Genomic DNA, 22,864 nt, shown 5'->3' with positions numbered 1-22,864 from the left:
GGGTCGCGCGGCTCCGCTCGCGTGGCCGCGACCGCCGGGACGGGTGGTACGCTCCGTCGCGATGCTCGACCTGCCCACCTCCGCGGCGCGGCCGGCCGCCGTCGTCTGCGGCCACGTGACGCTCGACCGTGTCGCCGGGCGGCTCGTCCCGGGGGGATCGGCGTGGTACGCGGCGCACACGTTCCGCGCGCTCGGCGCCCGGGCGCGCGTGCTCACGGCCGCCGGCGCCGACTATCCGGAGCGCGCGCTCGCCGGGGTGGAGTCCATCATCGCGCCCGCGGCGCGCACGACCCTCTTCGTCAACATGCACGCGCCGGGCGGCGCCCGCCGGCAGCGGGTCGAGGCCTCCGCCCCGCCGCTCGATCCGGCCACCCTCCCCGTGGCCTGGCGCGGCGCGGACGTGCTCCACCTCGCGCCCGTCCTCGGCGAGGTGGCGCCGCGTGCGTTCGCCGACGTCGCCGGCGCACGGGTGGTGGGGCTGGGCGTCCAGGGGCTCGTGCGCGCCGTGGCGGCGGACGGCACCGTCGTGCAGCCGCGCTGGTCCTTCGCGCCCGCCGAGCTCGCCGGCGTGACCGCCGCGTTCGTCGGAGAGGACGACCTCGCCGGCCAGGACGACCTCCTCGCGCGCCTCGCCGCGGCGGTGCCGATCGTCGTCTTCACGCGGGGCGCCGCCGGCTGCACGGTGACGACGCGCGACCGCACGTTCGTCGTGGGGGTGTTCCCCACGCGAGAGGTCGATCCGACCGGGGCCGGCGACGTGTTCGCGGCCGCCTTCCTGCTCGCGCTCGCCCGCGGTGACGACCCGGTCGAGGCCGCGCGCCTCGGCGCGGCCGCGGCGTCGATCGTGGTCGAGGGAGTGGGAGGGGAAACGCTGCCGCGGATCGGCGAGGCGGCGGAGCGCGCGAGGAGGGTGCCGGTGGGGACGTGAGACCGAGACCCCGACCTACCCCTCTCCCCTCCCCAGCGTCCGCAGCGCCGCCGACCAAAGCCTCGCCTCCCGCTGCGTGAGCCGCGCGCGCCGCAGGGGAGCGACGAGGTCGCGCACCGCGTGCCGCTCCGGTCCCGCGAGGAATCCGCCCGCCCGCAGCGCCGCGCGCAGCGCCGCCTCGAGGCTCCCGAGCTCCGCGTCCGTCGCGCCCGCGGGCGGGGACGTGGGAGCCCGCGCGTGCGCCTCGAGCGCCGCCCGCCTGAGCTCGTAGGCATAGAGGAGCACCGCCTGGGCGAGGTTCACCGAGGGTTGCGCCTCGTCCGTCGGGATGGAGGACAGGTCGTGGCAACGGAGGACCTCGTCGTTCGTGAGACCGCTGCGCTCGTCGCCGAAGACGATCGCCGTCCGCCCCGCCGGGGCGCGCTCGAGCGCCTCGCGCGCGACCGCCGCGGGGGCGAGGCGCCGCTTGCCGCGCACCCTCCGGGAGCTGGTGCCGACGACCCACGCGCAGTCGGCGACCGCCTCGTCGAGCGTCCGGACGAGCCGAGGCCTGTCGAGGAGGTCCTCCGCGTGCACCGCCACCCTGCGGGCCGTCGCGAAGTCGTGCGTCCCGAGCTCCGCGATGGCCCAGTCGGCGAGCCCGAAGTTCTTCATCGCGCGCGCGACGGCGCCGAGGTTCTCGGGGTTCCGCGGCCGGAGCAGGACGATCCGCACCGGCGCGGGGACGACGGGCATCGCTTCGGGCATGGGGCATCGTACGACGGCTCCTCGCCCGCTCGCTCGCCCGGCGGAGCCGGCGGGTCCGCGGCGGGTTGCCCGCCTCGACCGGAGCGCCCCGACGGTCCCCCTCGCGCCGCGCGACCGCGTGAGGTTCGATGCACGAGGAGGTAGACGATGCGCGTGCGCGAGGTGATGACCCGGAACGCCGCGACCATCGGCGTGGACGAGACGCTGGTCGCGGCCGCCCGGAAGATGAAGGAGCTCGGCGTCGGCGCCCTCCCCGTGCTCGAGGACGGCACGCTCTCGGGGATCGTGACCGATCGGGACATCGCCGTGCGGGCGACCGCGGCGGGCGCAGACCCGAGACGCACCCGCGTCCGGGAGGCCATGACGCCCCAGGTCGTCGCCTGCACCGAGGAGGACGAGCTCGCCGAGGCGGCGCACGCGATGGAGGCGTGCGCGGTGCGGCGGCTCATCGTGCTCGACGGCGCCGGGCACCTCTCCGGCATGCTCTCCGTCGAGGACATCGCGAACGCGAGCACCGCGCTCGCCGCGGAGGTGCTCCGCCACGCGCGCGACCCGATGCTCGGCGCCCTCTGACCGCGCGCTCCACCTCCGCCGACGTGCTAAGTAGCTCGCGTGCTGCGCGGCGGCTTCCATCTCCCCATCGCCTTCGACGTCGCCGCCTCGTTCCTGTTCGCGGTGACGGGGGCGATCTCCGCGGTCCGCAAGCGCTACGATCTCGTCGGCATCCTCGTGCTCTCGATCGCGACGGGGCTCGGCGGAGCGCTCCTCCGCGACGGGCTGTTCCTCCAGCAGGGGCCACCCGCCGTGCTCACCGACGGGCGCTACCTGCTCGGCGTGCTCGGCGGCGGCCTCGCCGGCGCGTTCTTCGGGCGGCACTTCCAGCGCGCCCGGCTCGCGATCGTGGTCATCGACGCGCTCGGGCTCGGCGTGTACGGGGTGGTGGGCGCGCAGAAATCGCTCGCCGCGGGCCTCCCGCTCGTCTCCGTGGCGCTCGTCGGCTGCGTGAACGCGGTGGGCGGCGGGATGCTGCGCGACGTCCTCGTCCGCGAGGAGCCGCTCATCTTCAAGCCCGGCGAGGCCTACGCCCTCGCCGCCCTCACCGGCGTGCTGTGCTTCATCGCCCTCGCGGCCGGCCTCCGCCTGCCGGAGGAGACGGCGGCGTTCGCGGGGATAAGTCTCGCGTTCATGGTACGTCTGCTCTCCATCCGGCTCGGCTGGCGCACCGGTGCGTTCGAGCCCGACCACGGCCCCTGATCCGAGCGCTCGCCCGGTTGCTCTCCATCAAGGCAGCCAGGCGACCCGTTTGCGTACAGTCCGCGCGCTTTCGCACCCATCGAGGGTGTCAACCCGCGGTACGCATCAGGAGCTTCACATGAACGGCGTTCGAATCCTCGTCCTCTCCCTCGCGGCCGCGCTGCCCATCTCCGCGTTCGCCTTCGGCGGGCACGACGGCGTCGGCTGCAACGGCTGCCACGGCATCCACACGGCGAAGGGCGATGTCATCTTCGCCGTGGCGCCGAACAAGGTGGCGCAGAACCCCCGCACGAAGGCTGCATACACCGGATCGACGGCGCTCTGCCTCGGCTGCCACGAGGAGACCTCGAAGGGCGGCCAGGGTTACGCCCCGGTGTCCGGCCACATGAGCCACCCCTACGGCCTCACCTCGGTGAACCCGAAGGTCGCGAACGTCCCCGGCGACCTCCTCCGCGACGGCCGGTTCGAGTGCGTCGGCTGCCACGACCCGCACCCGTCGAACGCCAACTACAAGTACCTCCGCGTCGACACGGCGAAGGGCCAGAGCATGGACGCGTTCTGCGCCGTCTGCCACTCGGCCAAGGCCGACGGGAAGGTCGTGGCGAAGAAGGCGGTCGTCTTCACCTCGATGGATCAGCGCGCCGGCGGCGCTGCGCCCGCGGCGGCCGCGCCCGCGAAGCCCGCGGCCGCGCCCGCGAAGAAGTAGCATCCGCTCTTTCGTGAGCCGTTCGAGGCCCTCCGGCGCGACGCGCCGGGGGGCCTCGTCGTCTGCGGGGGGCGGTCGCCGTCAGGGGTACTGCGCGTGCTGCGCGCCCTCGGGCCTGGGCCGCCAGATCTCGAGCATGCCGCTCGCCGAGTGGGCGATGGGCTCGTAGCGCGACCGCAGGTCGAGCGCCATCCGCGCGCCGCACGGGCTCGCGAGCGCGTCGGGGGTGACGCCGTACACGAGGACGTAGTCCACCTGCGCCGCCACGGCCGCGCGCAGGTCGATGCACGGGGGCGTCCCTTCCATCTTCGCGAGCGAGCCGGCGAGCATGAGGAACGGGTTGTGATCGTCGGGGAACCGCAGCGGACAGTGATCGGTGAACGCCTGGCTGTTCTTGAGGTCCACCCCGCCGTTGCGCGCCACCACCCAGCCGGTCGCGTGCAGGAGCGGCTTCACGCGGTAGCCGAGGTTGCGGCCGTTCTCGTCGACGGGGCCGTAGGGCGAGATGGCGACCGGCAGGAGCACGCGGTCCGGGCCGAGGCCGGCCGCCGCCGCGACGTACTCCTCGACGTAGGCGGAGATCTGGCGCTGCTTCTCGTAGCGGAGGCCCGTCGCCACTACCGCGATCCCCGCGAGCGCCAGGGCGAGGCGCCGCACGGCGATGGCGGGCGCCGCGCCGGTGGCGATCCAGGCGGCCACGCAGAGGAAGGTGAACAGCGCGAACCGGTCGGACACGTGCGCGCCCGCCGCCACGACCTCCGGGACCGCGAAGTACGCGATCGCGAACGCCACCGCGGCGAGGAGCCAGCCGTCGTGCGGCCGGAACGCGCGCGTCGAGGTGGCGCGCACGAGGGCGAGGTGCACCACGCCGATGAACAGGACGAGCGACACCAGGCACGCGAGGAGGATCTCGCGCCGGTCGATCGAGACGAGCGCGTACGCGGTCGCGAGCTTGGCCGCGAGCTCGTAGATCGGGAGGCGCGAGGACGCGCGATCCGAGTGCGCGACGAGCCAGGCGCCGAGGAGGGCCGCCCCGGGCAGCGCCGCGAGCGCGACGGCGCCGGCGCGCACCGCGTAGCCGCGCACGACGAGCCGGCGGCGCGCCGCGTGCCCGCGGGAGCGGCGGACCGCGAGGGCGAGGCGCCAGGCCAGGAGGACCCCGATGGCGAGGCCCGCGCCCGCGAACGCGACCGAGTGGGCGAGGAAGAGCAGCACCGAGAGGAGCGCGAGCACGAGCCAGCGCGAGGGCCCGAGCCGGCCCCGGCTACGCAGCCAGAAGCCCACCGTGAGGAGCGCCAGCGCGAGCCCGTAGCAGAAGTTCCAGAAGCCCATCTGGAAGGGGAACGCGTGCACGAACGGGAACGCGGCGAGCGCGGCCCACCACCCGTCGCGACCCGGCGGGAGCAGGGCCCGGAAGCCCAGCGGGAAGAGCACCGTGTAGCCGGTCAGCACGAGCTTCTCGCCCGTGAGCGGGCCGACGACCTGCAGGAGCCCGGCGAGGAGCGCCTGCGTGAGCCAGTTCGGCTGCGCGCCCCAGTTCGCGAGGTACCAGTGCTGCAGGAGCGGCGAGTGACGGTAGCGCATGAGCGAGAGGACGTTCTCGACGTGCAGCGGTCCGTCCTGGGTCGGGAAGTAGTGAACGAGCCAGATCGGCAGGATGTGCAGGACGAGGATCCCGGCGAAGATCGTGGGGGCGATCCAGGCCCCCGGTCGCCGCAGCGACAGCGCCGGACGCGGCGCGCCCGCCCCGGGCGGCCCCCACGCGAAGCGGAGGCTCCCGAGGTAGTTCGCCGCGAAGGCGAGGGCGATGCCCGCGCTCTGGGCGAGGTACCGCAGGCCCCCGAGCTCCGCCCGGCCGAGGGTCCGCATGAGCGCCAGCGCGGCGAGCCCGAAGACCACGAGCTGCACCACGCCGCCCGCCAGGCTCACCGCGTGGTAGCGCACGAGGCGGCTCACCACCCCCGCGCCGAGCTCGCGGCGATCGCGGAACGTGAACGCGTCGTTCAGCAGGAAGTTCGTGACGATGCTCGTCTCGATGGCGAGGGCGGAGGCGACGACCTCCTGGATCCCGAGCACGCCGGCGAAGAGGTGCAGCGCGGCGAGGTTCACCCCGACCCCGGACAGCCCCACCAGGGCGAACCGCGCGAGACGACCCTTCATCGGGGATTCCCCTCCCGGTGCTCACGCTGGGAGCGACGCTCCCGAAGGGCATGCCCGTAACGGGGCGTCAAGCCCAATGAGGGTTTCTCGGCAGCAGCGCGAGCGTTCGCGCGGCGCGCACGCGCCAACGTCGGCGACCGCCGTGCGCTCGCTCAGGCGCGATCGGGATCGCAGAGCGACAGCACGAGCGCGAGCACGTCGTCGACGTCGAAGGGCGTGGGCCCCCTACGGTGGGGCCCGTCGCCGGCCATCGTGATGACCGGGACGTCGGCGTAGCGCGGATCGGCGCGGATCGCCCGCATGAACGCGTCGTCCCCGCGGCGTGGCGGGTGAAGACCGAGGAGCACCACCGCCGGCGCTTCGCCGCAGGCGAGCCTGGCGAGCCCGTCCTCGCCGTCGCTCGCGACGACGACCTCCGCCCCGCGCCCGGTGAGCGCCGTGGAGAGCGACGCGCGCACCGCCGCGTCTTGCTCGATGAGGAGGACTCGCCTGCTCGAGGGCATCGACTCGCGAGCCTACCCCGCGCGCGCGCGCGGGCCGGTCGCGCGACCGAGGTACGGCGCAGGCGTGCCGGTGAGGCGATGTCGGGCGACACGCCACCGCGCGCGGAGTGCGCCGGCCCGGGCGGGTCCCGCGCCGAACCGGCGGGGCCGGAGCGCGGGCCCCGTTGAAGCTGACTCAGTTCAGATAGCCGCCGCGCGGCCGCTCGCCGGAGAGGCCGAGCAGCTCGAGGCCCTGGCGCGTGAGCAGGTACCGGACCGTCCCGGCGCCGCGCTCGGTGTCGAGCTTCGCCTCGAACGCGGGGCCCGTGATCGCGCCGAGCTGCATCGTCCGCTTCAGGTTGACGACCCGGCCGTTCGCGAGATCGCCCGCGACCTGCCCCACGGAGTCGTCGCGCCGGTACAGCTCCACCGCCGCGTCGTGCAGCGCCGCGGCGAGCGAATCGGAGAGCGGGATGGACGAGAAGAGGACGGAGATGAGGGTCCAGGACGCGGCGGCATCAGCGGGCATCGAGAGGATTGTACCCGGTCGTCCGGCCCGGCGCCCGGCCGGGGCTCCGCGCGCGGTGCGCCGGAGCCGGCGCGGTGTAGTCTGGCGCTCCCGTGAACCTCCTCCTCCTCGAGCCCTCCGAGCTTGCGGCGGACGGCGTCGCCCGCCTGTCCGGCCGCCGCGCGCTGCACGTCCGCGAGGTCCTGCGCGCCGTCGCGGGCGATCGGATCCAGGCGGGCGTCGTCGGCGGTCGCATGGGAGAGGCGGAGGTGCTCCACGCCTCCGGCACCGAGGTGGTGATCGCGCCGCGCCTCGACCGCGCCCCGCCGCCGCCCGCGAAGGTGACGCTCCTCGCGGCGGTGCCGCGCCCGAAGATCCTCCGCCGCGTCCTGCAGGCGGTCGCCTCCATGGGCGTGAAGCGGCTCGTGCTCCTCGGCAGCTACCGCGTCGAGAAGAGCTACTTCGGCTCGCCGGTCCTCGCGCCCGAGGCGATCCGCGCGGAGCTCGTCCTCGGCCTCGAGCAGGGGAAGGACACGATCCTCCCCGAGGTGTCGCTCCGGCGCTTCTTCAAGCCGTTCGTGGAGGACGAGCTCGACGCGACGTTCCCCGAGCGGTCGCGGCTCCTCGCGCATCCGGCCGGGAGCGCGCCGCTCGAGACGCTCACGCCGCTCTCCGAGCGGGCCTGCGTCGCCATCGGTCCGGAGGGCGGCTGGACGCCCTACGAGGCCGAGGCGCTCCGCGCGCGCGGCTTCGAGCCGTTCTCGCTCGGGCCTCGCGTGCTGCGCGTCGACGCGGCGGTGCCCTACGCGGTGGGACAGGTGGAGCTCTGGCTGCGGGGCGGATGATCCACCCCGCGGTCGGACCCGAGCGCGAGAGCCCGCTCCACCGTCCGCGCGCGTGCGCCCCTCCCCCGGCCGGACGATCGGGCCCGCAGAGCCCCCATGACCCCTGGGCCGCGAATCTCCCGCTGGTGTATCTGTATCCGATTCGCGCTCTCGAAGAGGCGCGCCGCTCGCCGCCGCGCGCCCGCAACCACGAGGTCCCCGACATGAACGTCCCCGAGCTGTCGCCGCCCGCCCGCCTCCTCCTCGGCCCCGGGCCGAGCCCCGTCCACCCGCGCGTGCTGCGCGCCATGTCGACGCCGCTGCTCGGTCACCTCGACCCGAAGTTCCTGGAGATCATGAACGAGGTCCAGGGCCAGCTCCGCGCCGCGTTCCGGACCCAGAACCCGTTCACGATCGCCCTGTCGGGCACCGGGTCGGCCGGCATGGAGGCTGCGCTCGTGAACGTCGTCGAGCCCGGCGACACGGTCGTCGTCGTCGCGGCTGGCGTCTTCGGCAACCGCATGGCCGACATCGTCGGCCGCTGCGGCGCGAAGCTCGTGAAGATCGAGATCCCGTGGGGCCAGACCTGCGACCTCGGACGGGTCGAGGAGGCGCTGAAGAAGGAGCAGGTGAAGGCCGTCGGCATCGTCCACGCCGAGACCTCGACCGGCGCGCACCAGCCGCTCGAGGGGCTCGGCAAGCTCTGCCACGCCCACGGCGCGCTCCTCGTCGCGGACACCGTCACCTCGCTGGGCGGCGTGCCGGTGGAGGTGGACGCGTGGGAGATCGACGCGTGCTACTCCGGCACCCAGAAGTGCCTCTCCTGCCCGCCCGGGCTCGCGCCGCTCACCCTCTCGCCGCGCGCGCTCGACGCGCTCCGCGCGCGCAAGACCAAGGTGCAGAGCTGGTACCTCGACGCGTCGATGATCGCGGACTACTGGGCGGAGGGGAAGCGCGCCTACCACCACACCGCGCCCATCAGCATGGTCTACGCGCTCCGCGAGGCGCTCCGGATCGTCCACGAGGAGGGGCTCGAGGCGCGCTTCGCGCGCCACCGCCGCCACTCGGCCGCGCTGATGGCGGGCCTCGCCGCGCTGGGGTGCTCGCCGCAGGCGCAGGAGGGGCGCCGGCTCCCGACGCTGAACTGCGTGCAGGTCCCGGCCGGGATCGAGGAGGCAGCGGTCCGCAAGTCCCTCCTCGCCGACCACGGCATCGAGATCGGCGGCGGCCTCGGTCCGCTCGCGGGCAAGGTGTGGCGCATCGGCCTCATGGGCGAGGGCTCGCGGCAGGAGAGCGTCCTCGTGGTCCTCGCCGCGATCGAGCAGGCCCTCGCGAAGCAGGGCAAGGGGCCGAAGCCGGGCACCGCGACGTCCGCCGCGCTCGAGGTCTACGCGCGCGGGTAGCTCGGCCCATTCGCGACGAACGATCGCCCCCGCCCGGCTGGCTCGGGTCGGGGGCGTACGCTTCCGGGCGTCGGGTCGCCATCGAACGCCGGCGCCCCCCGCTCCCCCGCCCGTCGTCCCCCTTCCCGCCGACCCTGGAGCGACCGCCCGCCCGTTCCCCTAATTCCCACGGCACCGGGCGGGCGCTCGCAGTGAACCTGGCAGAGCGAGGATGCCGGCAAGCCCCCGTCACAGGCCCGAGCGATCGGCCGCGCGCGCACGCGAGGGGTGATCCCCTCCGATTCTCCTTGCGCCGCTGCGATCATTTCGTATTCGCGCGTCGCGATCCGAAGCGCTCGCGCGGGCGAGGGCACGCTCGGTTTTTGCCCTCCTGCGCCGCCCGTACGTCTCTCCACCGAGCCCCTCCAGGCTCGCCCCGCCGGGTTGGCTTCCAGGGCTCGCTTGCCCTCCATAGGTTCGGCGACGGGTGGGGAACGGAGGCATCGAGTCCATGCACGTCGGTGACGACAACGTCGGCCTCGTGGCGGAGTTCAAGCGGCGGAAGGGTCCGGCCTGGCGCCGAGCGCTCGACCTCGCCCTCGAGGCGTCGCGGCGGCGCGCCGCAGCCCGCGCCGCGGCGAAGATGCCGAAGCCGCTGCCCGACGTGAAGGTCTCGCGGTCGCGGCTCGACGTCGCGGTCGAGGCGCGCCTCGCGGTCCGCTCGGGTGTCCGGCTCGAGGACTTCCTCCGCAACCGCCTCGCGAAGTACGCCTCGCGGCTCCCCGTCACGCTCGAGGACCTGCCGGTCGTCGTCGACGTGGAGGGCGGCGAGCCGGTGGTGCGCGCCCGCGTCCACGCGGCACCCGCCATCCCGGCCACCTACGGCGCGTCGTACGCCGCGTCGTACGCCGCGCAGCCCCGCACGGACGACCAGACCCGCTGGATGAAGGCCCTCGTCGAGCGCGAGGGCCCGTTCGCGGCGCAGGAGATCCGCGAGGCGCTGGCCGCGCTCGCCGCGCTCGACGCGCGCGCCGAGGCCGCGCGCTCCCGCGCCGACACGCTCGCGCGCGCCCTCGCCGACGATCTCGCCGCGGGCAAGGTGCCCGCCCCCGCCACCGTGGACGCGACCCCCGAGCAGCTCGGACGGCCGCCCGTCCCGTCTCCAGCGCCCGCCGCGATCCTGCGGGGCTTCGTGCTGGCGCTGGTGGTCGCCGAGGCCTTCTTCTTCTCCGGCCCGATCCTGTCCGCGCAAGGCGTCGACCCGGCGAGCATCGTCGAGGCGTTGAACGCGTCGCCCGTCCCGGTGGGCATGGCGCTCGTCTTCGCGCTCGGCGCCGCCGCCGCCGTGTTCGCGTTCGCGGCCGTCTCGCTCGACCGCGCCGCCCAGCTCGATCGCCCGGACGGCGCGAGCCGGCGGGGCCTCGGCGGCACCGCGGCGCTCCTCGCGGCGCTCCTCGCCGGAGGCGTCGCCGCCGCCGCGACCGCGCCCAACCGGCTCGCCCATGTGGCGCTCCTCGCCATCGTCCCCTTCGCGGGCGCCCTCCTCGTCCGGGTCGCGGGGCGCCTCCAGGCCACCCGCGACGCCGCCCTCGACGCGGCCCTCGCCTGGGATCGCGCCCTCGCCCGCGACGTCTCCGAGCGCGCGCGCCGGATCGAGATCGTCGAGCAGGCCCGCGCCGACCTGGAGCGGATCGAGTCCGACCGCGCCGACGCCCGCCGCCGCATCCGCGCCCTCGAGCAGAGCGCGGTGAATGCCGAGCGGGCCTCGAGCGAGCGCAGCCGGCTCGAGGCGCGGCGCCTCGAGCGGCTCGCCGAGTCGCTCGCGGGCGCGCTCGAGCTCGACCGCTACGCCTTCCTGCGGCTCGCCACCGGCGCGACACACGACGCGCTCGTCCGTCCGGTGCGCCGGCTCGAGCGCTCGTCCGAGCGGTTCGGCGTGGCGGGCTAGCGGGCCCTCGCGGCCTGCTGGCCGCCCCCAGCCTGGCTCGGGCCGTCCGGGCGGCCCGAGCGTCTCGCGCGCTCCGTATTGAGCTTGATCGAAATCAGGACAACCTTTCGATCAGGAGGAGCCTCCCGGATGCCCACCCCCGAGACCCCGCCGCTCGATCTTCCGCCCGGCATGGAGATCCGCGGCGCCCTGCCGCGACGCGCCGAGGAGGTGCTCACGCGCGAGGCGCTCGCGCTCGTCGCGGACCTCGTGCGCCGCTTTCGCCCGCGCGTGGAGCAGCTGCTCGAGCGGCGCCGCGAGCTGCAGCGCCGCTACGACGCCGGCGAGCGGCCGAGCTTCCTCTCCGGCACCGAGCACGTCCGCGCCGGCGACTGGACCGTCGCGCCGCTCCCGGCCGATCTGCAGGACCGTCGGGTCGAGATCACCGGCCCGCTGGACCGCAAGACGATCATCGACGCGCTCGACTCCGGCGCGAACGTCTTCGTGGCGGACTTCGAGGACTCGAGCTCCCCCACCTGGCGCAACGTCGTCGAGGGCCAGGTGAACCTCCGGGACGCGGTCGAGGGCACGATCGAGCACGACGCCCCCGAGACCGCCGAGCGCCACCGTCTCGGGGACCGGACCGCCGTCCTCATGGTGCGCCCGCGGGGCTGGCACCTGCTCGAGAAGCACGTGCGCGTGGACGGGAGGCCCGTCAGCGCCGCGCTGTGGGACTTCGGCATCTACCTCTCGAGCGCCGCGCGGCGGCTCCTCGCGAAGGGCTCCGGCCCGTACTTCTACTGCACGAAGCTCGAGAGCCACCTCGAGGCGCGCGTGTGGAACGAGGTGTTCACCCTGGGCGAGGAACGGCTCGGCCTCCCGAGGGGCTCGATCAAGGCCACCTGCCTCATCGAGACCCTCCCCGCCGCGTTCGAGATGGACGAGATCCTGTGGGAGCTGCGCGAGCGCTCCGCGGGCCTCAACTGCGGGCGCTGGGACTACATCTTCTCGACCATCAAGCGCTTCCGCGCGGACGCGAAGCACGTCATGCCGGACCGCGCGCACATCACCATGGACAAGGGGTTCTTGCGCGCGTACGTGCAGCTCCTCATCCAGACGTGCCACCGGCGCAACGTCCACGCCATCGGCGGCATGGCCGCGCAGATCCCGATCGAGGACGATCCGGCGGCGAACGAGGCCGCGCTCGCCGAGGTGCGCGCCGACAAGCTCCGCGAGGTGACCGACGGCCACGACGGCACCTGGGTGGCGCACCCCGGCCTCGTGCCCATCGCCAGGGCGATCTTCGACCAGCACATGAAGACGCCGAACCAGCTCCACCGCAAGCGCGAGGACGTGCGCGTGACGGCGCGCGACCTGCTCGAGGTGCCGGACGGCCCGCGTACCGAGGCGGGCCTCCGCCACGACATCCGCGTCTCGGTCCAGTACCTCGAGGCCTGGCTCCGCGGGACCGGCTGCGTCCCGATCTACGGCCTCATGGAGGACGCCGCGACGGTGGAGATCTCCCGCTCGCTCGCGTGGCAGTGGATCCACCACGGCGCGACGCTCGACGACGGCGCGCCGCTCACGGTCGAGCGGTTCCGCACCGTGCTCGCCGACGAGATGGATCGGATCCGCCTCGAGGTCGGGGACGCCGCGTTCCAGGGCGGCCGCTTCGAGGAGGCGCGCGCGCTCTTCGAGCGCATCAGCACGCAGGGGGACTTCGTCGAGTTCATCACCCTCCCCTCCTACGAGCTGCTCGAGGCCGAGGGCGAGGAGAAGGCGCGCATGCTCGCCGGCGGCACGGAGGGCCTCGCCGACTCGCCCGCGCCGCACCACCCCGACCCGCGCCGCTGGGAGGGCATCGTCCGCCGCTACACGCGGGAGGACGTCGAGAAGCTCCGCGGCTCCGTGCGCATCGAGTACACGCTCGCGCGGCTCGGCGCGAACCGGCTGTGGGACCTCCTCCACGGCGAGCCGTACGTGAACGCGCTCGGCGCGCTCACCGGCAACCAGGCCGTGCAGATGGTGAAGGCGGGCCTCCGGGCCATCTACCTCTCGGGCTGGCAGGTCGCGGCCGACGCCAACTCCGCCGGTCAGACCTACCCGGACCAGAGCCTCTACCCGGCGAACTCGGTCCCGGAGGTGGTCCGGCGCATCAACCGCGCCCTGCAGCGCGCGGACCAGATCGAGCACTCCGAGGGGAAGGACGGAACGTACTGGTTCGCCCCCATCGTCGCCGACGCCGAGGCCGGCTTCGGCGGCCCCCTCAACGCCTTCGAGCTCATGAAGGCCATGATCGAGGCGGGCGCCGCCGGGGTGCACTTCGAGGATCAGGTCGCCTCCGAGAAGAAGTGCGGCCACCTGGGCGGCAAGGTGCTCGTGCCGACCTCGACGTTCGTCCGCACGCTCAACGCGGCGCGCCTCGCGGCCGACGTCATGGGGGTGCCGACGATCCTCGTGGCGCGCACCGACGCCGAGGGCGCGAAGCTCGTCATGAGCGACGTCGACCCGTACGACGCGCCGTTCATCGAGAAGGGCGAGCGCACCGCGGAGGGGTTCTACCGGATGCGGCCCGGCGTCGACACGGCCATCGCCCGCGGCCTGGCCTACGCGCCGTACGCGGACCTGATCTGGTGCGAGACCCAGACGCCGGACCTGCGCGAGGCGCGGCGCTTCGCGGAGGGGATCCACGCGAAGTTCCCGGGCAAGATGCTCGCCTACAACTGCTCGCCCTCCTTCAACTGGAAGAAGAACCTCGACGACGCGACCATCGCGAGGTTCCAGCGCGAGCTCGGCGCGATGGGCTATCGGTTCCAGTTCGTCACCCTCGCCGGGTTCCACGCCCTGAACCACGGGATGTTCCAGCTCGCCCGCGGCTACCGCGAGCGCGGCATGTCGGCCTACACCGAGCTGCAGCAGGCCGAGTTCGCCTCGGAGCGGCACGGCTACACCGCGACGCGCCACCAGCGCGAGGTCGGCACCGGCTACTTCGACCTCGTCGCGAGCGCGGTGTCGGGCGGCACCGCGTCGACGCTCGCCCTGGAGGGCTCCACCGAGGCGGCGCAGTTCACCGCCGCGGGCAGGACCGGCGCGACCCACGCCGCCGAGCAGGTCCAGGCGGCCCTCCACGAGGACCACGGGCGGATCGAGGCGGTGGTGGACCGGCTCGGCGAGGCGAAGGACGTCGCCGCCATCACCGCCGCCCTCGAGTCGCTGGCGGAGCTCCTCACCGAGCACTTCGCGCACGAGGAGCACCAGAAGGGCTTCTACGGGCTCCTCGCCGCCTCCCCCGAGTACCGCGCCGAGGTGCTGCGCATGACCGACGAGCACCGGGAGCTCATCGCCGCGCTCCAGCAGGTCCGCGAGCGCGCGAAGGGCCAGGCGACGGCGTCGGACCTGGCGCCCCTCACCTGCGCCCTCGGCGGCCGGATCCGCGACCACGAGGCGCGCGAGATGGTGCTCGCCCGGGCGCTACATTAGGGGCCGCCGGCGCCCGGCGTCCGGGCGCCCCTCCGGACGCCCGAACTTGGCGCGCGACGATCCCGCGGGAGGGGTTACCTTGTCTCTCGTGCTCGAGCCGTCGTCGCGCCCCAGCGAGCCCTCCGGGCCCGACGTGGTCGTCGGCGTGCCGGCCGAGCCGGACCGCATGGCGGCCACCGAGGCCGCGATCGCGCTGGAGACCGGGCTCAAGGAGGCCTTTCCCGGGCGTCCCGCGCTGGCCGTCGTCCTCACCGGCGATCCGAGCGGCGCGGCGACGCCGGAGACGGTGCTCGCGCTCGTCGAGCGGGATCACCCCCCGGCGATCTACACGGGGGGTCACACCGGCCCGCAGGCCGCCCTGCCCACCCTGCTCGAGATCGCGGTCGCCCGCGACGCGCCCGCCTGCGCGCTCCTCCAGCCCCTGCCCCGCCCGAGCGACCCGCGGTGGCTCCGCGCGCTGCTCGAGCCGGTGCTCACGGGCGGGTTCGACCTCGTGGTCCCGTCCTACGCGCGCGGCCGGCTCGACGGCGTGCTCGTCACCGGCATCGTCTACCCGCTCACGCGCGCCCTGTTCGGGCAACGCCTGCGGCAGCCGCTCGGGCGCGAGCTGGTGCTCTCGCGCCGCCTCGCCCGGCACCTGCTGGCGGACACCGAGTGGCGGACGGATCCGGCGCACGCGGGCGAGGACCTGTGGTGCGTGACGAAGGCGCTCGCGCGCGAGGTGCGCATCGCGCAGGTGTTCATCGGTCCCCGGCCCCGCCCGGCGCCCCAGCCCTCCGACGTGTCCCAGGCCCTCGCCGGCGTGCTCGACACCCTCTTCCACGAGATGGAGGTGCACGCGCACTACTGGCAGCGGGTGATCGGCTCGCAGGTGGTCGCGACCTTCGGGGAGGAGCGGCTCGCGGAGGAGCCCGCGAACGCGCCGGCGGTGGCGCCGCTCGTGGACGCCTTCGCGCTCGGCTGGCGCGACCTGCGACCGCTGTGGAGCAGCGTCCTGCCGCCGCACACCCTGCTCGCGCTGCAGCGGATCCCGCGCGCGCCCCCGGAGGCGTTCCGCATGCCGGACGCGATCTGGGCGCGCGTGCTGTACGACTTCGCGGTGGCGTGGCGCTTCAAGCTGATGGAGCGCCGCCAGCTCCTGCGCTCGCTCACGCCCATCTACCTGGGCTGGGTCGCGAGCTACGTGAACGAGGTGGGACCGCTCGGACCGGACGCGGCGGACGAGCGCGTCGAGCGGCTCTGCTCCGCGTTCGAGGACGAGAAGCGGTACCTCATCTCGCGCTGGCGCTGGCCGGACCGCTTCAACCCGTGAGGACGAGGCCATGTGGGAACAGGTACGAGCAGTGCTGGGCGAGGCGTTCGAGCGGCTCGGGGCGGTGATCGCGGCGGACCTGCCGGGCATCGTGGCGATGCTCATCGTGCTCGTCTCCACGACCGTCGCGGCGTTCGTCATCCGGGCGATCCTGCGGGCGGTGCTCGGGCGCACCGGCTTCGATCGGCGCGCGCGAGAGTGGGGCGTGACCACCGGCCGCGACCTCGGGCCGCGCCAGGAGCCCTCCGCGATCGTCTCGCGGTTCGCGTTCTGGCTCGTGGTGGTGGCCGGCATCGCCCTCGCGCTCGAGGTGCTCGGCGCGAGCACGGTGAGCGCGTTCGGCCTCTCCCTGCTCGTGTTCCTCCCGAAGCTCGTGGTCGGGGCCATCATCCTGCTCGTCGGGATCGGCGCCGCCCGCTTCCTCGAGCGGAGCACGCTCATCAGCGCGGTGAACCAGCAGATCCGCCAGGCGCGCCTCATCGCGCTCGCGGTGAAGTGGCTCGTCCTCGTCCTCGCGGCGGCGATGGCCCTCGAGCACGTCGGCATCGGCGGAGAGCTCCCCACGCTCGCGTTCGCGCTCGTGGTCGGCGGCATCGTGCTCTCCGTCGCCCTCGCCGTGGGGCTCGGGGCGCGCGACGCCGTGTCGCGCGCGCTCGACCGGGAGACCCGCGGGGAGCCGCGGCCGGGCGAGCCGGGGCCGACCGGCCCCGAGGACAAGGTCCAGCACCTCTAGCCCGAGCGCCCCTTGCCCCGCGACCGCCGCAGCGGAATCCTGCTCCACCCGACCTCGCTCCCCGCCCCGCACGGCGTGGGCGATCTCGGCGCCGGGGCCCATCGCTTCGCCGCCTGGCTCGCCGAGGCGGGCCAGCGGCTGTGGCAGGTCCTCCCGCTCGGCCCGACCGGCTTCGGCGACTCGCCCTACCAGGCGCTCTCGTCGCGCGCCGGCAACACCCTGCTCGTCTCGCTGGAGACGCTCCGCAACGAGGGCTGGCTCGAGGACGGCGATCTCGCCGGCGCGCCCGCCGCCGATCCCGAGCGCGCCGCGTACGACGAGGCGGGGCCCTGGAAGCGCGAGCGGCTCGAGCGGGCCGCGCAGGCCTTCGGGGCGCGCGCGGGCGCGGAGGCGCGCGCCGAGCTCGAGGCGTTCCGCGCCCGCGAGGCGGGGTGGCTCGAGGACTGGGCGCTGTTCTGGGTCCTGAAGCAGGTGCACGAGGGGCGGCCCTGGACCGCCTGGGCGGAGCCGCTCGCCCGCCGCGACCCGCGCGCGCTCGACGCCGCCCGGGCCCGCTACGCGCGGGCGGTCTTCGCGGAGGTGTTCGCGCAGTGGTGCTTCGCGCGGCAGTGGGACGCGCTCCGCGCGCGCTGCCGCGCCCTCGGGATCGCGCTCCTCGGCGACGTCCCCATCTACGTTGCGCACGACTCGGTCGAGGTCTGGTCGCGCCGCGAGCTGTTCCGGCTCGACGCCGCGGGACGGCCCGCCGCCGTCGCGGGGGTGCCGCCCGACTACTTCAGCGCCACCGGCCAGCTGTGGGGGAACCCGCTCTGGGACTGGGACGCCGTCGCGCGCGAGGGCTTCGCGAGCTGGATCGCGCGCGTCCGCGGCGCGCTCGCCCTCGTGGACCGGATCCGCCTCGATCACTTCCGCGGCTTCGAGGCGTACTGGGAGATCCCCGCCGGCGCGGCCACCGCCGAGGAGGGCCGGTGGGTCCCGGGGCCGGGCGCGCGGCTGTTCGAGGCGCTCGAGGCCGCGCTCGGGGCGCTGCCGTTCGTGGCCGAGAACCTCGGCGTCATCACCCCCGAGGTGGAGGCGCTGCGGCGGCGCTTCCGCCTGCCCGGCATGGCGGTGCTCCAGTTCGCCTTCGGCATCGATCCGCAGGCGCCCACGTTCCTGCCGCACAACTACGAGCGCGACACCGCCGCGTACACCGGGACGCACGACAACGACACGGTGACGGGCTGGTGGGCGGGCGGCGCCGGTGACAGCGTCCGCACCCCGGAGGACGTCGCGCGCGAGAAGGCGCACGCGCGCGCGTACCTCGCGACGGACGGTCGGGACATGAGCTGGGTGATGATCCGGGCGGTCCTCTCCTCGGTGGCGGACACCGCGATCGCGCCGATGCAGGACGTGCTCGGGCTCGGCTCGCCGGCGCGCATGAACACGCCCGCGACCCTCGGCGGCAACTGGCGCTGGCGAATGCGGGAGGAGGCGCTCGGGCCGGAGCGCGCGGCGCGCCTCGCGGAGCTCACCCGGCTCTACGGTCGGTGACGCCTCCGCCGCGCCGGCTACCCCGCGCGGAAGGTCCGGACGCCCATGAGCGCCGACACGAGCCAGGACAGGACGGTGAGCGCGAGCGCGACGAGGAGCGCCCGCCAGAACCCGATCCCGTACGCGCCCATGATCACCGCGAGCCAGATCATCGCGTAGAAGAGCCACGGCAGGAGGAGGAACCAGAGGAACTTCGCGAGCGTGACGTAGTACGCGATCGAGAGGACGACCGAGACCGCCACCGCGCGCCCGAAGGTGTTCGCCGGGTTCGCCGGAGACACCCAGGCGACGGCGAGCCAGAGGACGCCGGCGGAGAGGACGAGGCGGAGCAGGAACGCGACGAGGTGGGCCATGGTCAGTGCGGCTTCCTGAGCTCGAACCAGTAGAAGCCGTACGGGCCGAGGGTGAGGAAGTAGGGGAGCTTGCCGATCCGCGGAAACTCCGTGTAGCCCAGCATCTCCACCGGGACGTAGCCCTCGAAGGCCGCGAGGTCGAGCTCCGCCGGCTGCGCGGAGCGGGACACGTTCGCGACGCACAGGATGACGTCCTCCTCCCAGCGCCGGACGTAGGCGAGCACCTTCCGGTTCGCGACCTGCAGGAACTCCATCGTCCCCCGCCCGAAGGCCTTGAAGAGCTTCCGGAGCGCGATGGTGTTCCGCATCCACTGGAGGAGCGAGGACGGATCGCGCGACTGCCCCTCCACGTTCACGGCCTGGTAGCCGTAGACGGCGTCGGAGATGGGTGCGCTGTAGAGGCGGCTCGGGTCGGCGCGCGAGAAGCCGGCGTTGCGGTCGGGGGTCCACTGCATGGGCGTCCGCACGCCGTTGCGGTCGTGGAGGTAGATGTTGTCGCCCATGCCGATCTCGTCGCCGTAGTAGACGACCGGCGTGCCGGGGAACGAGAACAGCAGGCTGTTCAGGAGCTCCATGCGCCGGCGGCTGTTCTCGACGAGCGGCATGAGGCGGCGGCGGATCCCGACGTTGAGCTTCATGCGCGGGTCCTGGCCGTACGCGAGGTACATGTAGTCCCGCTCGTCGCTCGTCACCATCTCGAGCGTCAGCTCGTCGTGGTTGCGCAGGAAGAGCGCCCACTGGGCGGTGTCCGGGATGGGCGGCGTGCGCCGCATGATCTCGACGATCGGCTCCACGTCCTCGAGCCGCAGCGCCATGAAGATGCGCGGCATGAGCGGGAAGTGGAACGCCATGTGGCACTCGTCGCCGTCGCCGAAGTACGGGCGGACGTCGTCGGGCCACTGGTTCGCCTCCGCGAGGAGCATGCGGCCGGGGAAGTGCTCGTCCACGTGGCGCCGGATCTGCTTGATCACCTGGTGCGTGCCGGGGAGGTTCTCGCAGTTCGTCCCGTCCTGCTCGATGAGGTACGGCACGGCGTCGAGCCGGAACGCGTCGACGCCCAGCTCCGCCCAGAAGCTCAGGGCGTCGAGCACCTCCTGGAGGACCGCCGGGTTCTCGAAGTTGAGGTCCGGCTGATGGCTGAAGAACCGGTGCCAGTAGTACTGCTTCGCCTCGGGATCCCAGGTCCAGTTCGACTTCTCGGTGTCGGTGAAGATGATGCGCGCGTCGCGGTACTTCTGATCGGTGTCGCTCCACACGTAGAACGCGCGCTCGGACGAGCCCGGCAGCGCGCGCCGCGCCCGCTGGAACCAGGGGTGCTGGTCCGAGGTGTGGTTCACCACGAGCTCGATGAGGACCCGGATGCCGCGCGCGTGCGCCGCCGCGACGAGCTGGCGGAAGTCGTCCATCGTCCCGTAGTCGGGGTGGACGCCGCGGTAGTCGGCGATGTCGTAGCCGTCGTCCTTGAGCGGCGACGGGAAGAGCGGCAGCAGCCAGAGGCAGTTGATGCCGAGATCCTGGAGGTAGTCGAGCTTCTCCACGAGGCCGCGCAGATCGCCGATCCCGTCGCCGTTGGAGTCGTAGAACGACTTCACGTGCGTCTCGTAGATGACCGCGTCCTTGTACCAGAGCGGATCCTGGCCGCGCCTTCGCTGGAAGATTGCCATCCGGCGTCCGTGACCTCCTGCCAGTTCTAAGATCGCACCGGGCACCCGCAAGCGGAGGATTCCGCGAGGGGTCCCGGCTCCCGCCGCGCTCCCGTGTATACGCCCGGACGGGCGGACGGGCGAGGGACCGCCGTCCCGGTTCTCGGAGCGTGAACGGGGCCGGGGCGCCGGCCGGGCGCGGGCCACGATGGGCCGGGGCGTTCGCGGCGGAGGTGGCGAGTCCTAGCTTCAGACGTGGTCGCTGCGCGGGGCGGGGGCATCGTGCGGATCTGGGCGGCGGCGATCGCGGCGGCGCTGTGCCTCGGCGCGTGCGAGCCTTGGCACTGCGACTTCTACGTCCGCGACGCGTGCATCGAGTTCGTGAACGATCCGGCCGATCTGGCCGACGCGGAGCAGCGGGTCTCCTCCCTGCTCGACCGCGAGCTGCCGTTCTGGGGGCTCGCGAACCTGGGCGGCTGGCGCATCCAGTTCCGCGAGGACGCCGAGTACGCCTGCTACCTCGCGTCGCACAACGACGGCTGCACCGACTACCTGGAGAAGACCCTCTCGGTGCGGGTGCCGCCGGACGCGGAGGGCTGCTTCGAGGCGTCGGAGCTCCTCCACGAGCTCGGCCACTACAAGCTCGGCGACCCCATGCACTCGAACTCGCGCTGGGAGCAGGTGGACGCGCAGTTCGCGCCGATGGTGTGGGACCGTCCCGACGCCGCCCCGTCCTGCGTTCGGCGCTACACCGGGGTCGAGCGCGGGATGTGGCCGGTGCGGATCGACAAGTTCTGAGCGTCACGCACGCGGCGCCGCCCCGGGTCCCTCGCGGGCGGGCCCCGCTTTTTCCACGCTGCGTCGCGGCGCCTCGCCCCGCCCGCTCGTTACGGACCCATCCTCCCCAGAGAGGAGCGGCGCATGGCCTCGATCCACAAGCACGTGACCCGCGACGTCGTGGCGCTCGACGCCACGGCCCCCATCCGCCAGGCGGCGCAGCTCATGGCCGATCGGAGGATCGGCTCCGTGGGCGTGAAGGACGCCGGCGGCGTGGTCGGGCTCGTCACCGAGCGCGACCTCGTCATGACCGTGCTCGCCCGCGGCGGCGACGGCGGCCTCCCCATCCGCGAGGCCATGCGGACGGGCCTGCCACACGTCCCGTCGAGCGCGAGCGAGGCGGAGTGCGCGGCGCTCATGCGCGACCACTACACCCGCCACCTGCTCGTCGAGGAGGAGGGGCGCGTGGTGGGCATCGTCTCGATGCGCGACATCATCCAGCTCATGCTCGACGAGAAGCAGTTCGTGATCGAGCAGCTGCAGGACTACATCACGGGGAGGTAGCCCGGAGCCCGGTCGCGCGAGGTCGCGCCGGCTCGAGGCGGTCCCTCCACCCTGGCCGCCGGGCGTTCCTGCGCCGTCCCGCCCGCCGGGCGCCTTCACTCCCCGGGAGCGTTGGGATCCAGCGGCGCCTCCGGCCGCTCCGGCCGGCGGCCGGGGAGCTCGGGCTCCGGCCGGGGGATGCCCGGCACCTCGCGGTCCGGCTGCGCGCCACGCCCCGGCAGCTCCGGTCGCGGAGGTGGCACGCGGGGGATCTCCGGCGCGTCCTGTCCTGATCTCCGTTCTCCCATGGTGTCCTCCTCGGCGCGGCGCGTCGCTTTGCCCGGGCCTTTGCACCTTGCGCCGCGCCGTTGCCCGGTTAGAGGCTCCCCCGGCGACCGTGCGGCCTCCAGGAGGGGCCGGGCGGCCGCGTGTCGCCGCGGCGGACGCGGCGCGCGAGGAAACCATGCGCATCGCAGTGGCGAGGGAGACGTCGCCGGGGGAGCGTCGCGTGGCGCTCGTGCCGGAGAACGTGGCGCGGCTCGTGAAACAGCAGCACGAGCTCCGCGTCGAGCGCGGCGCCGGGGTGGCGGCCGGCTTCCCCGACGCGGCCTACGAGGCCGCGGGGGCCGTGCTCGCGGACGGCCCCGCCGCGCTCGAGGGCGCCGAGGTGGTGGTGCGCGTGCAGCGGCCGTCGGAGGCGGAGGCGGACCTCCTGCCGCAGGGCGCGCTCCTCGTCGCGCTCCTCGCGCCGCACCAGGGCGGGCCGCTCCTCGCGCGGCTCGCGGCGCGGCGCGTGTCGGCGCTCGCCATGGAGAAGGTGCCTCGCACGACGCGCGCCCAGTCCATGGACGCGCTCAGCTCCCAGGCGACGCTCGCCGGGTACAAGGCGGTCCTCGTCGGCGCGAACGCGCTGCCTCGCATCCTCCCCATGATGACCACCGCCGCGGGCACGCTCGCGCCGGCCAAGGCGTTCGTCGTCGGCGCGGGGGTCGCCGGCCTGCAGGCCATCGCCACCGCGCGCCGGCTCGGCGCGGTGGTCTCCGCCTTCGACGTGCGCCCGGTGGTGAAGGAGCAGGTGCAGTCGCTCGGCGCGTCGTTCGTGGAGGTCCAGGAGGTCGCCGCGGAGGGCGCGGGAGGCTACGCGAAGGAGCTCGGCGCCTCGGAGCAGGAGCGCGTGCTCGGCGCGATCGCGGCGCACGTGAAGGACATGGACCTCGTCGTCACGACCGCCCAGATCCCCGGCCGGCCGGCGCCGCGGCTCCTCACCGCGGACATGATCCGCTCGATGCGGCCCGGCTCGGTGGTGGTGGACCTCGCGGCGGAGTCGGGCGGCAACTGCGAGCTCACGCGCCCGGGCGAGGCGGTGGTCGAGGCGGGCGTCACCGTGCTCGGCCCCCTGAACCTCCCCTCCACGGTGCCGTTCCACGCGAGCCAGATGTACGGCCGCAACGTCACGACCCTGCTGCAGCACCTCGCGAAGGACGGCCGGCTCGTGCTCGACCCGCAGGACGAGATCACCGGCGCCATGCTCGTCGTCCACGACGGGCAGGTCCGCGGCTAGGGAGGATCATC

The 22,864-nt window shown here is 74.1% G+C and carries 21 protein-coding genes; 14 read left to right on the top strand and 7 right to left on the bottom strand.

Features of this window, described 5'->3' with window-relative positions; genetic code table 11:
* Positions 1-61: 61 nt before the first annotated feature.
* Positions 62-928 (top strand): PfkB family carbohydrate kinase, encoded by an 867-nt coding sequence (locus tag MNZ29_RS03310; RefSeq protein WP_242334861.1) that lies wholly within the window; start codon positions 62-64, stop codon positions 926-928.
* 15 nt (positions 929-943) lie between these two features.
* Here MNZ29_RS03310 and MNZ29_RS03305 read toward each other — a convergent pair whose 3' ends face one another.
* A complete protein-coding gene (locus tag MNZ29_RS03305; protein ID WP_242334864.1) occupies positions 944-1,675 on the bottom strand; it encodes an RNA methyltransferase in 732 nt (243 codons plus the stop codon).
* Between the two features lie 147 nt (positions 1,676-1,822).
* On the opposite strand from MNZ29_RS03305, the gene MNZ29_RS03300 reads away from it, so the two are divergent.
* The 3 genes from MNZ29_RS03300 (at position 1,823) to MNZ29_RS03290 (ending at position 3,635) form a co-directional block, all read left to right on the top strand.
* Positions 1,823-2,248 carry a CBS domain-containing protein gene (locus tag MNZ29_RS03300; protein ID WP_242334867.1) on the top strand — a complete coding sequence of 142 codons (426 nt, stop codon included), beginning with the start codon at positions 1,823-1,825 and terminating at the stop codon, positions 2,246-2,248.
* Between the two features lie 39 nt (positions 2,249-2,287).
* The gene (locus MNZ29_RS03295) at positions 2,288-2,929 is read left to right on the top strand and encodes a trimeric intracellular cation channel family protein (protein WP_242334869.1); all 642 of its coding nucleotides are present in this window, start codon (positions 2,288-2,290) and stop codon (positions 2,927-2,929) included.
* Between the two features lie 118 nt (positions 2,930-3,047).
* Positions 3,048-3,635, top strand: coding sequence for a cytochrome c3 family protein (locus MNZ29_RS03290; RefSeq protein WP_242334870.1), 588 nt, complete (start codon positions 3,048-3,050; stop codon positions 3,633-3,635).
* A gap of 81 nt (positions 3,636-3,716) precedes the next feature.
* Here the strand turns inward: MNZ29_RS03290 and MNZ29_RS03285 are convergent, their stop codons facing one another.
* The 3 genes from MNZ29_RS03285 to MNZ29_RS03275 all read right to left on the bottom strand — a co-directional run bounded on the left by MNZ29_RS03285 (position 3,717) and on the right by MNZ29_RS03275 (position 6,806).
* On the bottom strand, positions 3,717-5,795 hold the full coding sequence (locus MNZ29_RS03285; protein ID WP_242334871.1) for a GtrA family protein: 2,079 nt from the start codon (positions 5,793-5,795) through the stop codon (positions 3,717-3,719).
* 152 nt (positions 5,796-5,947) lie between these two features.
* Positions 5,948-6,298, bottom strand: a complete 351-nt coding sequence (locus MNZ29_RS03280; RefSeq protein ID WP_242334877.1) for a hypothetical protein — start codon at positions 6,296-6,298, stop codon at positions 5,948-5,950.
* Between the two features lie 175 nt (positions 6,299-6,473).
* Entirely contained in the window at positions 6,474-6,806 is a 333-nt protein-coding gene (locus tag MNZ29_RS03275; RefSeq protein WP_242334893.1) for a hypothetical protein, read from the bottom strand.
* Between the two features lie 92 nt (positions 6,807-6,898).
* On the opposite strand from MNZ29_RS03275, the gene MNZ29_RS03270 reads away from it, so the two are divergent.
* From MNZ29_RS03270 to malQ, 7 genes are all read left to right on the top strand, one after another.
* Positions 6,899-7,630 (top strand): 16S rRNA (uracil(1498)-N(3))-methyltransferase, encoded by a 732-nt coding sequence (locus MNZ29_RS03270; RefSeq protein ID WP_242334896.1) that lies wholly within the window; start codon positions 6,899-6,901, stop codon positions 7,628-7,630.
* Between the two features lie 203 nt (positions 7,631-7,833).
* Positions 7,834-9,012: an alanine--glyoxylate aminotransferase family protein gene (locus MNZ29_RS03265; RefSeq protein ID WP_242334899.1), complete on the top strand. Its 1,179-nt coding sequence runs from the start codon at positions 7,834-7,836 to the stop codon at positions 9,010-9,012.
* 466 nt (positions 9,013-9,478) lie between these two features.
* Positions 9,479-10,939: a hypothetical protein gene (locus MNZ29_RS03260; RefSeq protein WP_242352829.1), complete on the top strand. Its 1,461-nt coding sequence runs from the start codon at positions 9,479-9,481 to the stop codon at positions 10,937-10,939.
* Positions 10,940-11,068: 129 nt separating this feature from the next.
* Positions 11,069-14,398, top strand: a complete 3,330-nt coding sequence (aceB, locus tag MNZ29_RS24825) for a malate synthase A (protein WP_374110776.1) — start codon at positions 11,069-11,071, stop codon at positions 14,396-14,398.
* An 88-nt stretch (positions 14,399-14,486) separates the two neighbouring features.
* A complete protein-coding gene (locus tag MNZ29_RS03245) occupies positions 14,487-15,710 on the top strand; it encodes a hypothetical protein (RefSeq protein WP_242335043.1) in 1,224 nt (407 codons plus the stop codon).
* Between the two features lie 10 nt (positions 15,711-15,720).
* Positions 15,721-16,443 (top strand): hypothetical protein, encoded by a 723-nt coding sequence (locus MNZ29_RS03240; protein ID WP_242334905.1) that lies wholly within the window; start codon positions 15,721-15,723, stop codon positions 16,441-16,443.
* A 12-nt stretch (positions 16,444-16,455) separates the two neighbouring features.
* Complete coding sequence (gene malQ / locus MNZ29_RS03230; RefSeq protein WP_242334908.1) at positions 16,456-17,976, top strand: 4-alpha-glucanotransferase; 1,521 nt, start codon at positions 16,456-16,458, stop codon at positions 17,974-17,976.
* 17 nt (positions 17,977-17,993) lie between these two features.
* Here malQ and MNZ29_RS03225 read toward each other — a convergent pair whose 3' ends face one another.
* Positions 17,994-18,329, bottom strand: a complete 336-nt coding sequence (locus tag MNZ29_RS03225) for a hypothetical protein (RefSeq protein WP_242352827.1) — start codon at positions 18,327-18,329, stop codon at positions 17,994-17,996.
* Positions 18,330-18,331: 2 nt separating this feature from the next.
* Positions 18,332-19,993 (bottom strand): maltose alpha-D-glucosyltransferase, encoded by a 1,662-nt coding sequence (gene treS / locus MNZ29_RS03220; RefSeq protein ID WP_242334914.1) that lies wholly within the window; start codon positions 19,991-19,993, stop codon positions 18,332-18,334.
* 234 nt (positions 19,994-20,227) lie between these two features.
* On the opposite strand from treS, the gene MNZ29_RS03215 reads away from it, so the two are divergent.
* Positions 20,228-20,770, top strand: coding sequence for a hypothetical protein (locus MNZ29_RS03215; RefSeq protein WP_242334917.1), 543 nt, complete (start codon positions 20,228-20,230; stop codon positions 20,768-20,770).
* Between the two features lie 123 nt (positions 20,771-20,893).
* The gene (locus tag MNZ29_RS03210; protein ID WP_242334920.1) at positions 20,894-21,313 is read left to right on the top strand and encodes a cyclic nucleotide-binding/CBS domain-containing protein; all 420 of its coding nucleotides are present in this window, start codon (positions 20,894-20,896) and stop codon (positions 21,311-21,313) included.
* Between the two features lie 95 nt (positions 21,314-21,408).
* Here the strand turns inward: MNZ29_RS03210 and MNZ29_RS03205 are convergent, their stop codons facing one another.
* The gene (locus MNZ29_RS03205; protein ID WP_242352825.1) at positions 21,409-21,555 is read right to left on the bottom strand and encodes a hypothetical protein; all 147 of its coding nucleotides are present in this window, start codon (positions 21,553-21,555) and stop codon (positions 21,409-21,411) included.
* Positions 21,556-21,755: 200 nt separating this feature from the next.
* On the opposite strand from MNZ29_RS03205, the gene MNZ29_RS03200 reads away from it, so the two are divergent.
* The gene (locus tag MNZ29_RS03200; protein WP_242334926.1) at positions 21,756-22,853 is read left to right on the top strand and encodes a Re/Si-specific NAD(P)(+) transhydrogenase subunit alpha; all 1,098 of its coding nucleotides are present in this window, start codon (positions 21,756-21,758) and stop codon (positions 22,851-22,853) included.
* Positions 22,854-22,864: the final 11 nt, after the last annotated feature.

The organism is Anaeromyxobacter sp. SG64 (assembly GCF_022690745.1).
GTDB classification, from domain to species: Bacteria; Myxococcota; Myxococcia; order Myxococcales; family Anaeromyxobacteraceae; genus Anaeromyxobacter; species Anaeromyxobacter soli.
This window is presented reverse-complemented; position numbering and strand designations above follow the sequence as displayed.

Excerpts from the sequence above, each read along its gene's own strand:
- MNZ29_RS03310 (WP_242334861.1), top strand. The coding sequence starts at position 62 with ATGCTCGACCTGCCCACCTCCGCGGCGCGGCCGGCCGCCGTCGTCTGC.
- MNZ29_RS03305 (WP_242334864.1), bottom strand. The coding sequence starts at position 1,675 with ATGCCCGAAGCGATGCCCGTCGTCCCCGCGCCGGTGCGGATCGTCCTG.
- MNZ29_RS03300 (WP_242334867.1), top strand. The coding sequence starts at position 1,823 with ATGCGCGTGCGCGAGGTGATGACCCGGAACGCCGCGACCATCGGCGTG.
- MNZ29_RS03290 (WP_242334870.1), top strand. The coding sequence starts at position 3,048 with ATGAACGGCGTTCGAATCCTCGTCCTCTCCCTCGCGGCCGCGCTGCCC.
- MNZ29_RS03285 (WP_242334871.1), bottom strand. The coding sequence starts at position 5,795 with ATGAAGGGTCGTCTCGCGCGGTTCGCCCTGGTGGGGCTGTCCGGGGTC.
- MNZ29_RS03280 (WP_242334877.1), bottom strand. The coding sequence starts at position 6,298 with ATGCCCTCGAGCAGGCGAGTCCTCCTCATCGAGCAAGACGCGGCGGTG.
- MNZ29_RS03275 (WP_242334893.1), bottom strand. The coding sequence starts at position 6,806 with ATGCCCGCTGATGCCGCCGCGTCCTGGACCCTCATCTCCGTCCTCTTC.
- MNZ29_RS03265 (WP_242334899.1), top strand. The coding sequence starts at position 7,834 with ATGAACGTCCCCGAGCTGTCGCCGCCCGCCCGCCTCCTCCTCGGCCCC.
- aceB (WP_374110776.1), top strand. The coding sequence starts at position 11,069 with ATGCCCACCCCCGAGACCCCGCCGCTCGATCTTCCGCCCGGCATGGAG.
- MNZ29_RS03240 (WP_242334905.1), top strand. The coding sequence starts at position 15,721 with ATGTGGGAACAGGTACGAGCAGTGCTGGGCGAGGCGTTCGAGCGGCTC.
- MNZ29_RS03225 (WP_242352827.1), bottom strand. The coding sequence starts at position 18,329 with ATGGCCCACCTCGTCGCGTTCCTGCTCCGCCTCGTCCTCTCCGCCGGC.
- treS (WP_242334914.1), bottom strand. The coding sequence starts at position 19,993 with ATGGCAATCTTCCAGCGAAGGCGCGGCCAGGATCCGCTCTGGTACAAG.
- MNZ29_RS03210 (WP_242334920.1), top strand. The coding sequence starts at position 20,894 with ATGGCCTCGATCCACAAGCACGTGACCCGCGACGTCGTGGCGCTCGAC.
- MNZ29_RS03200 (WP_242334926.1), top strand. The coding sequence starts at position 21,756 with ATGCGCATCGCAGTGGCGAGGGAGACGTCGCCGGGGGAGCGTCGCGTG.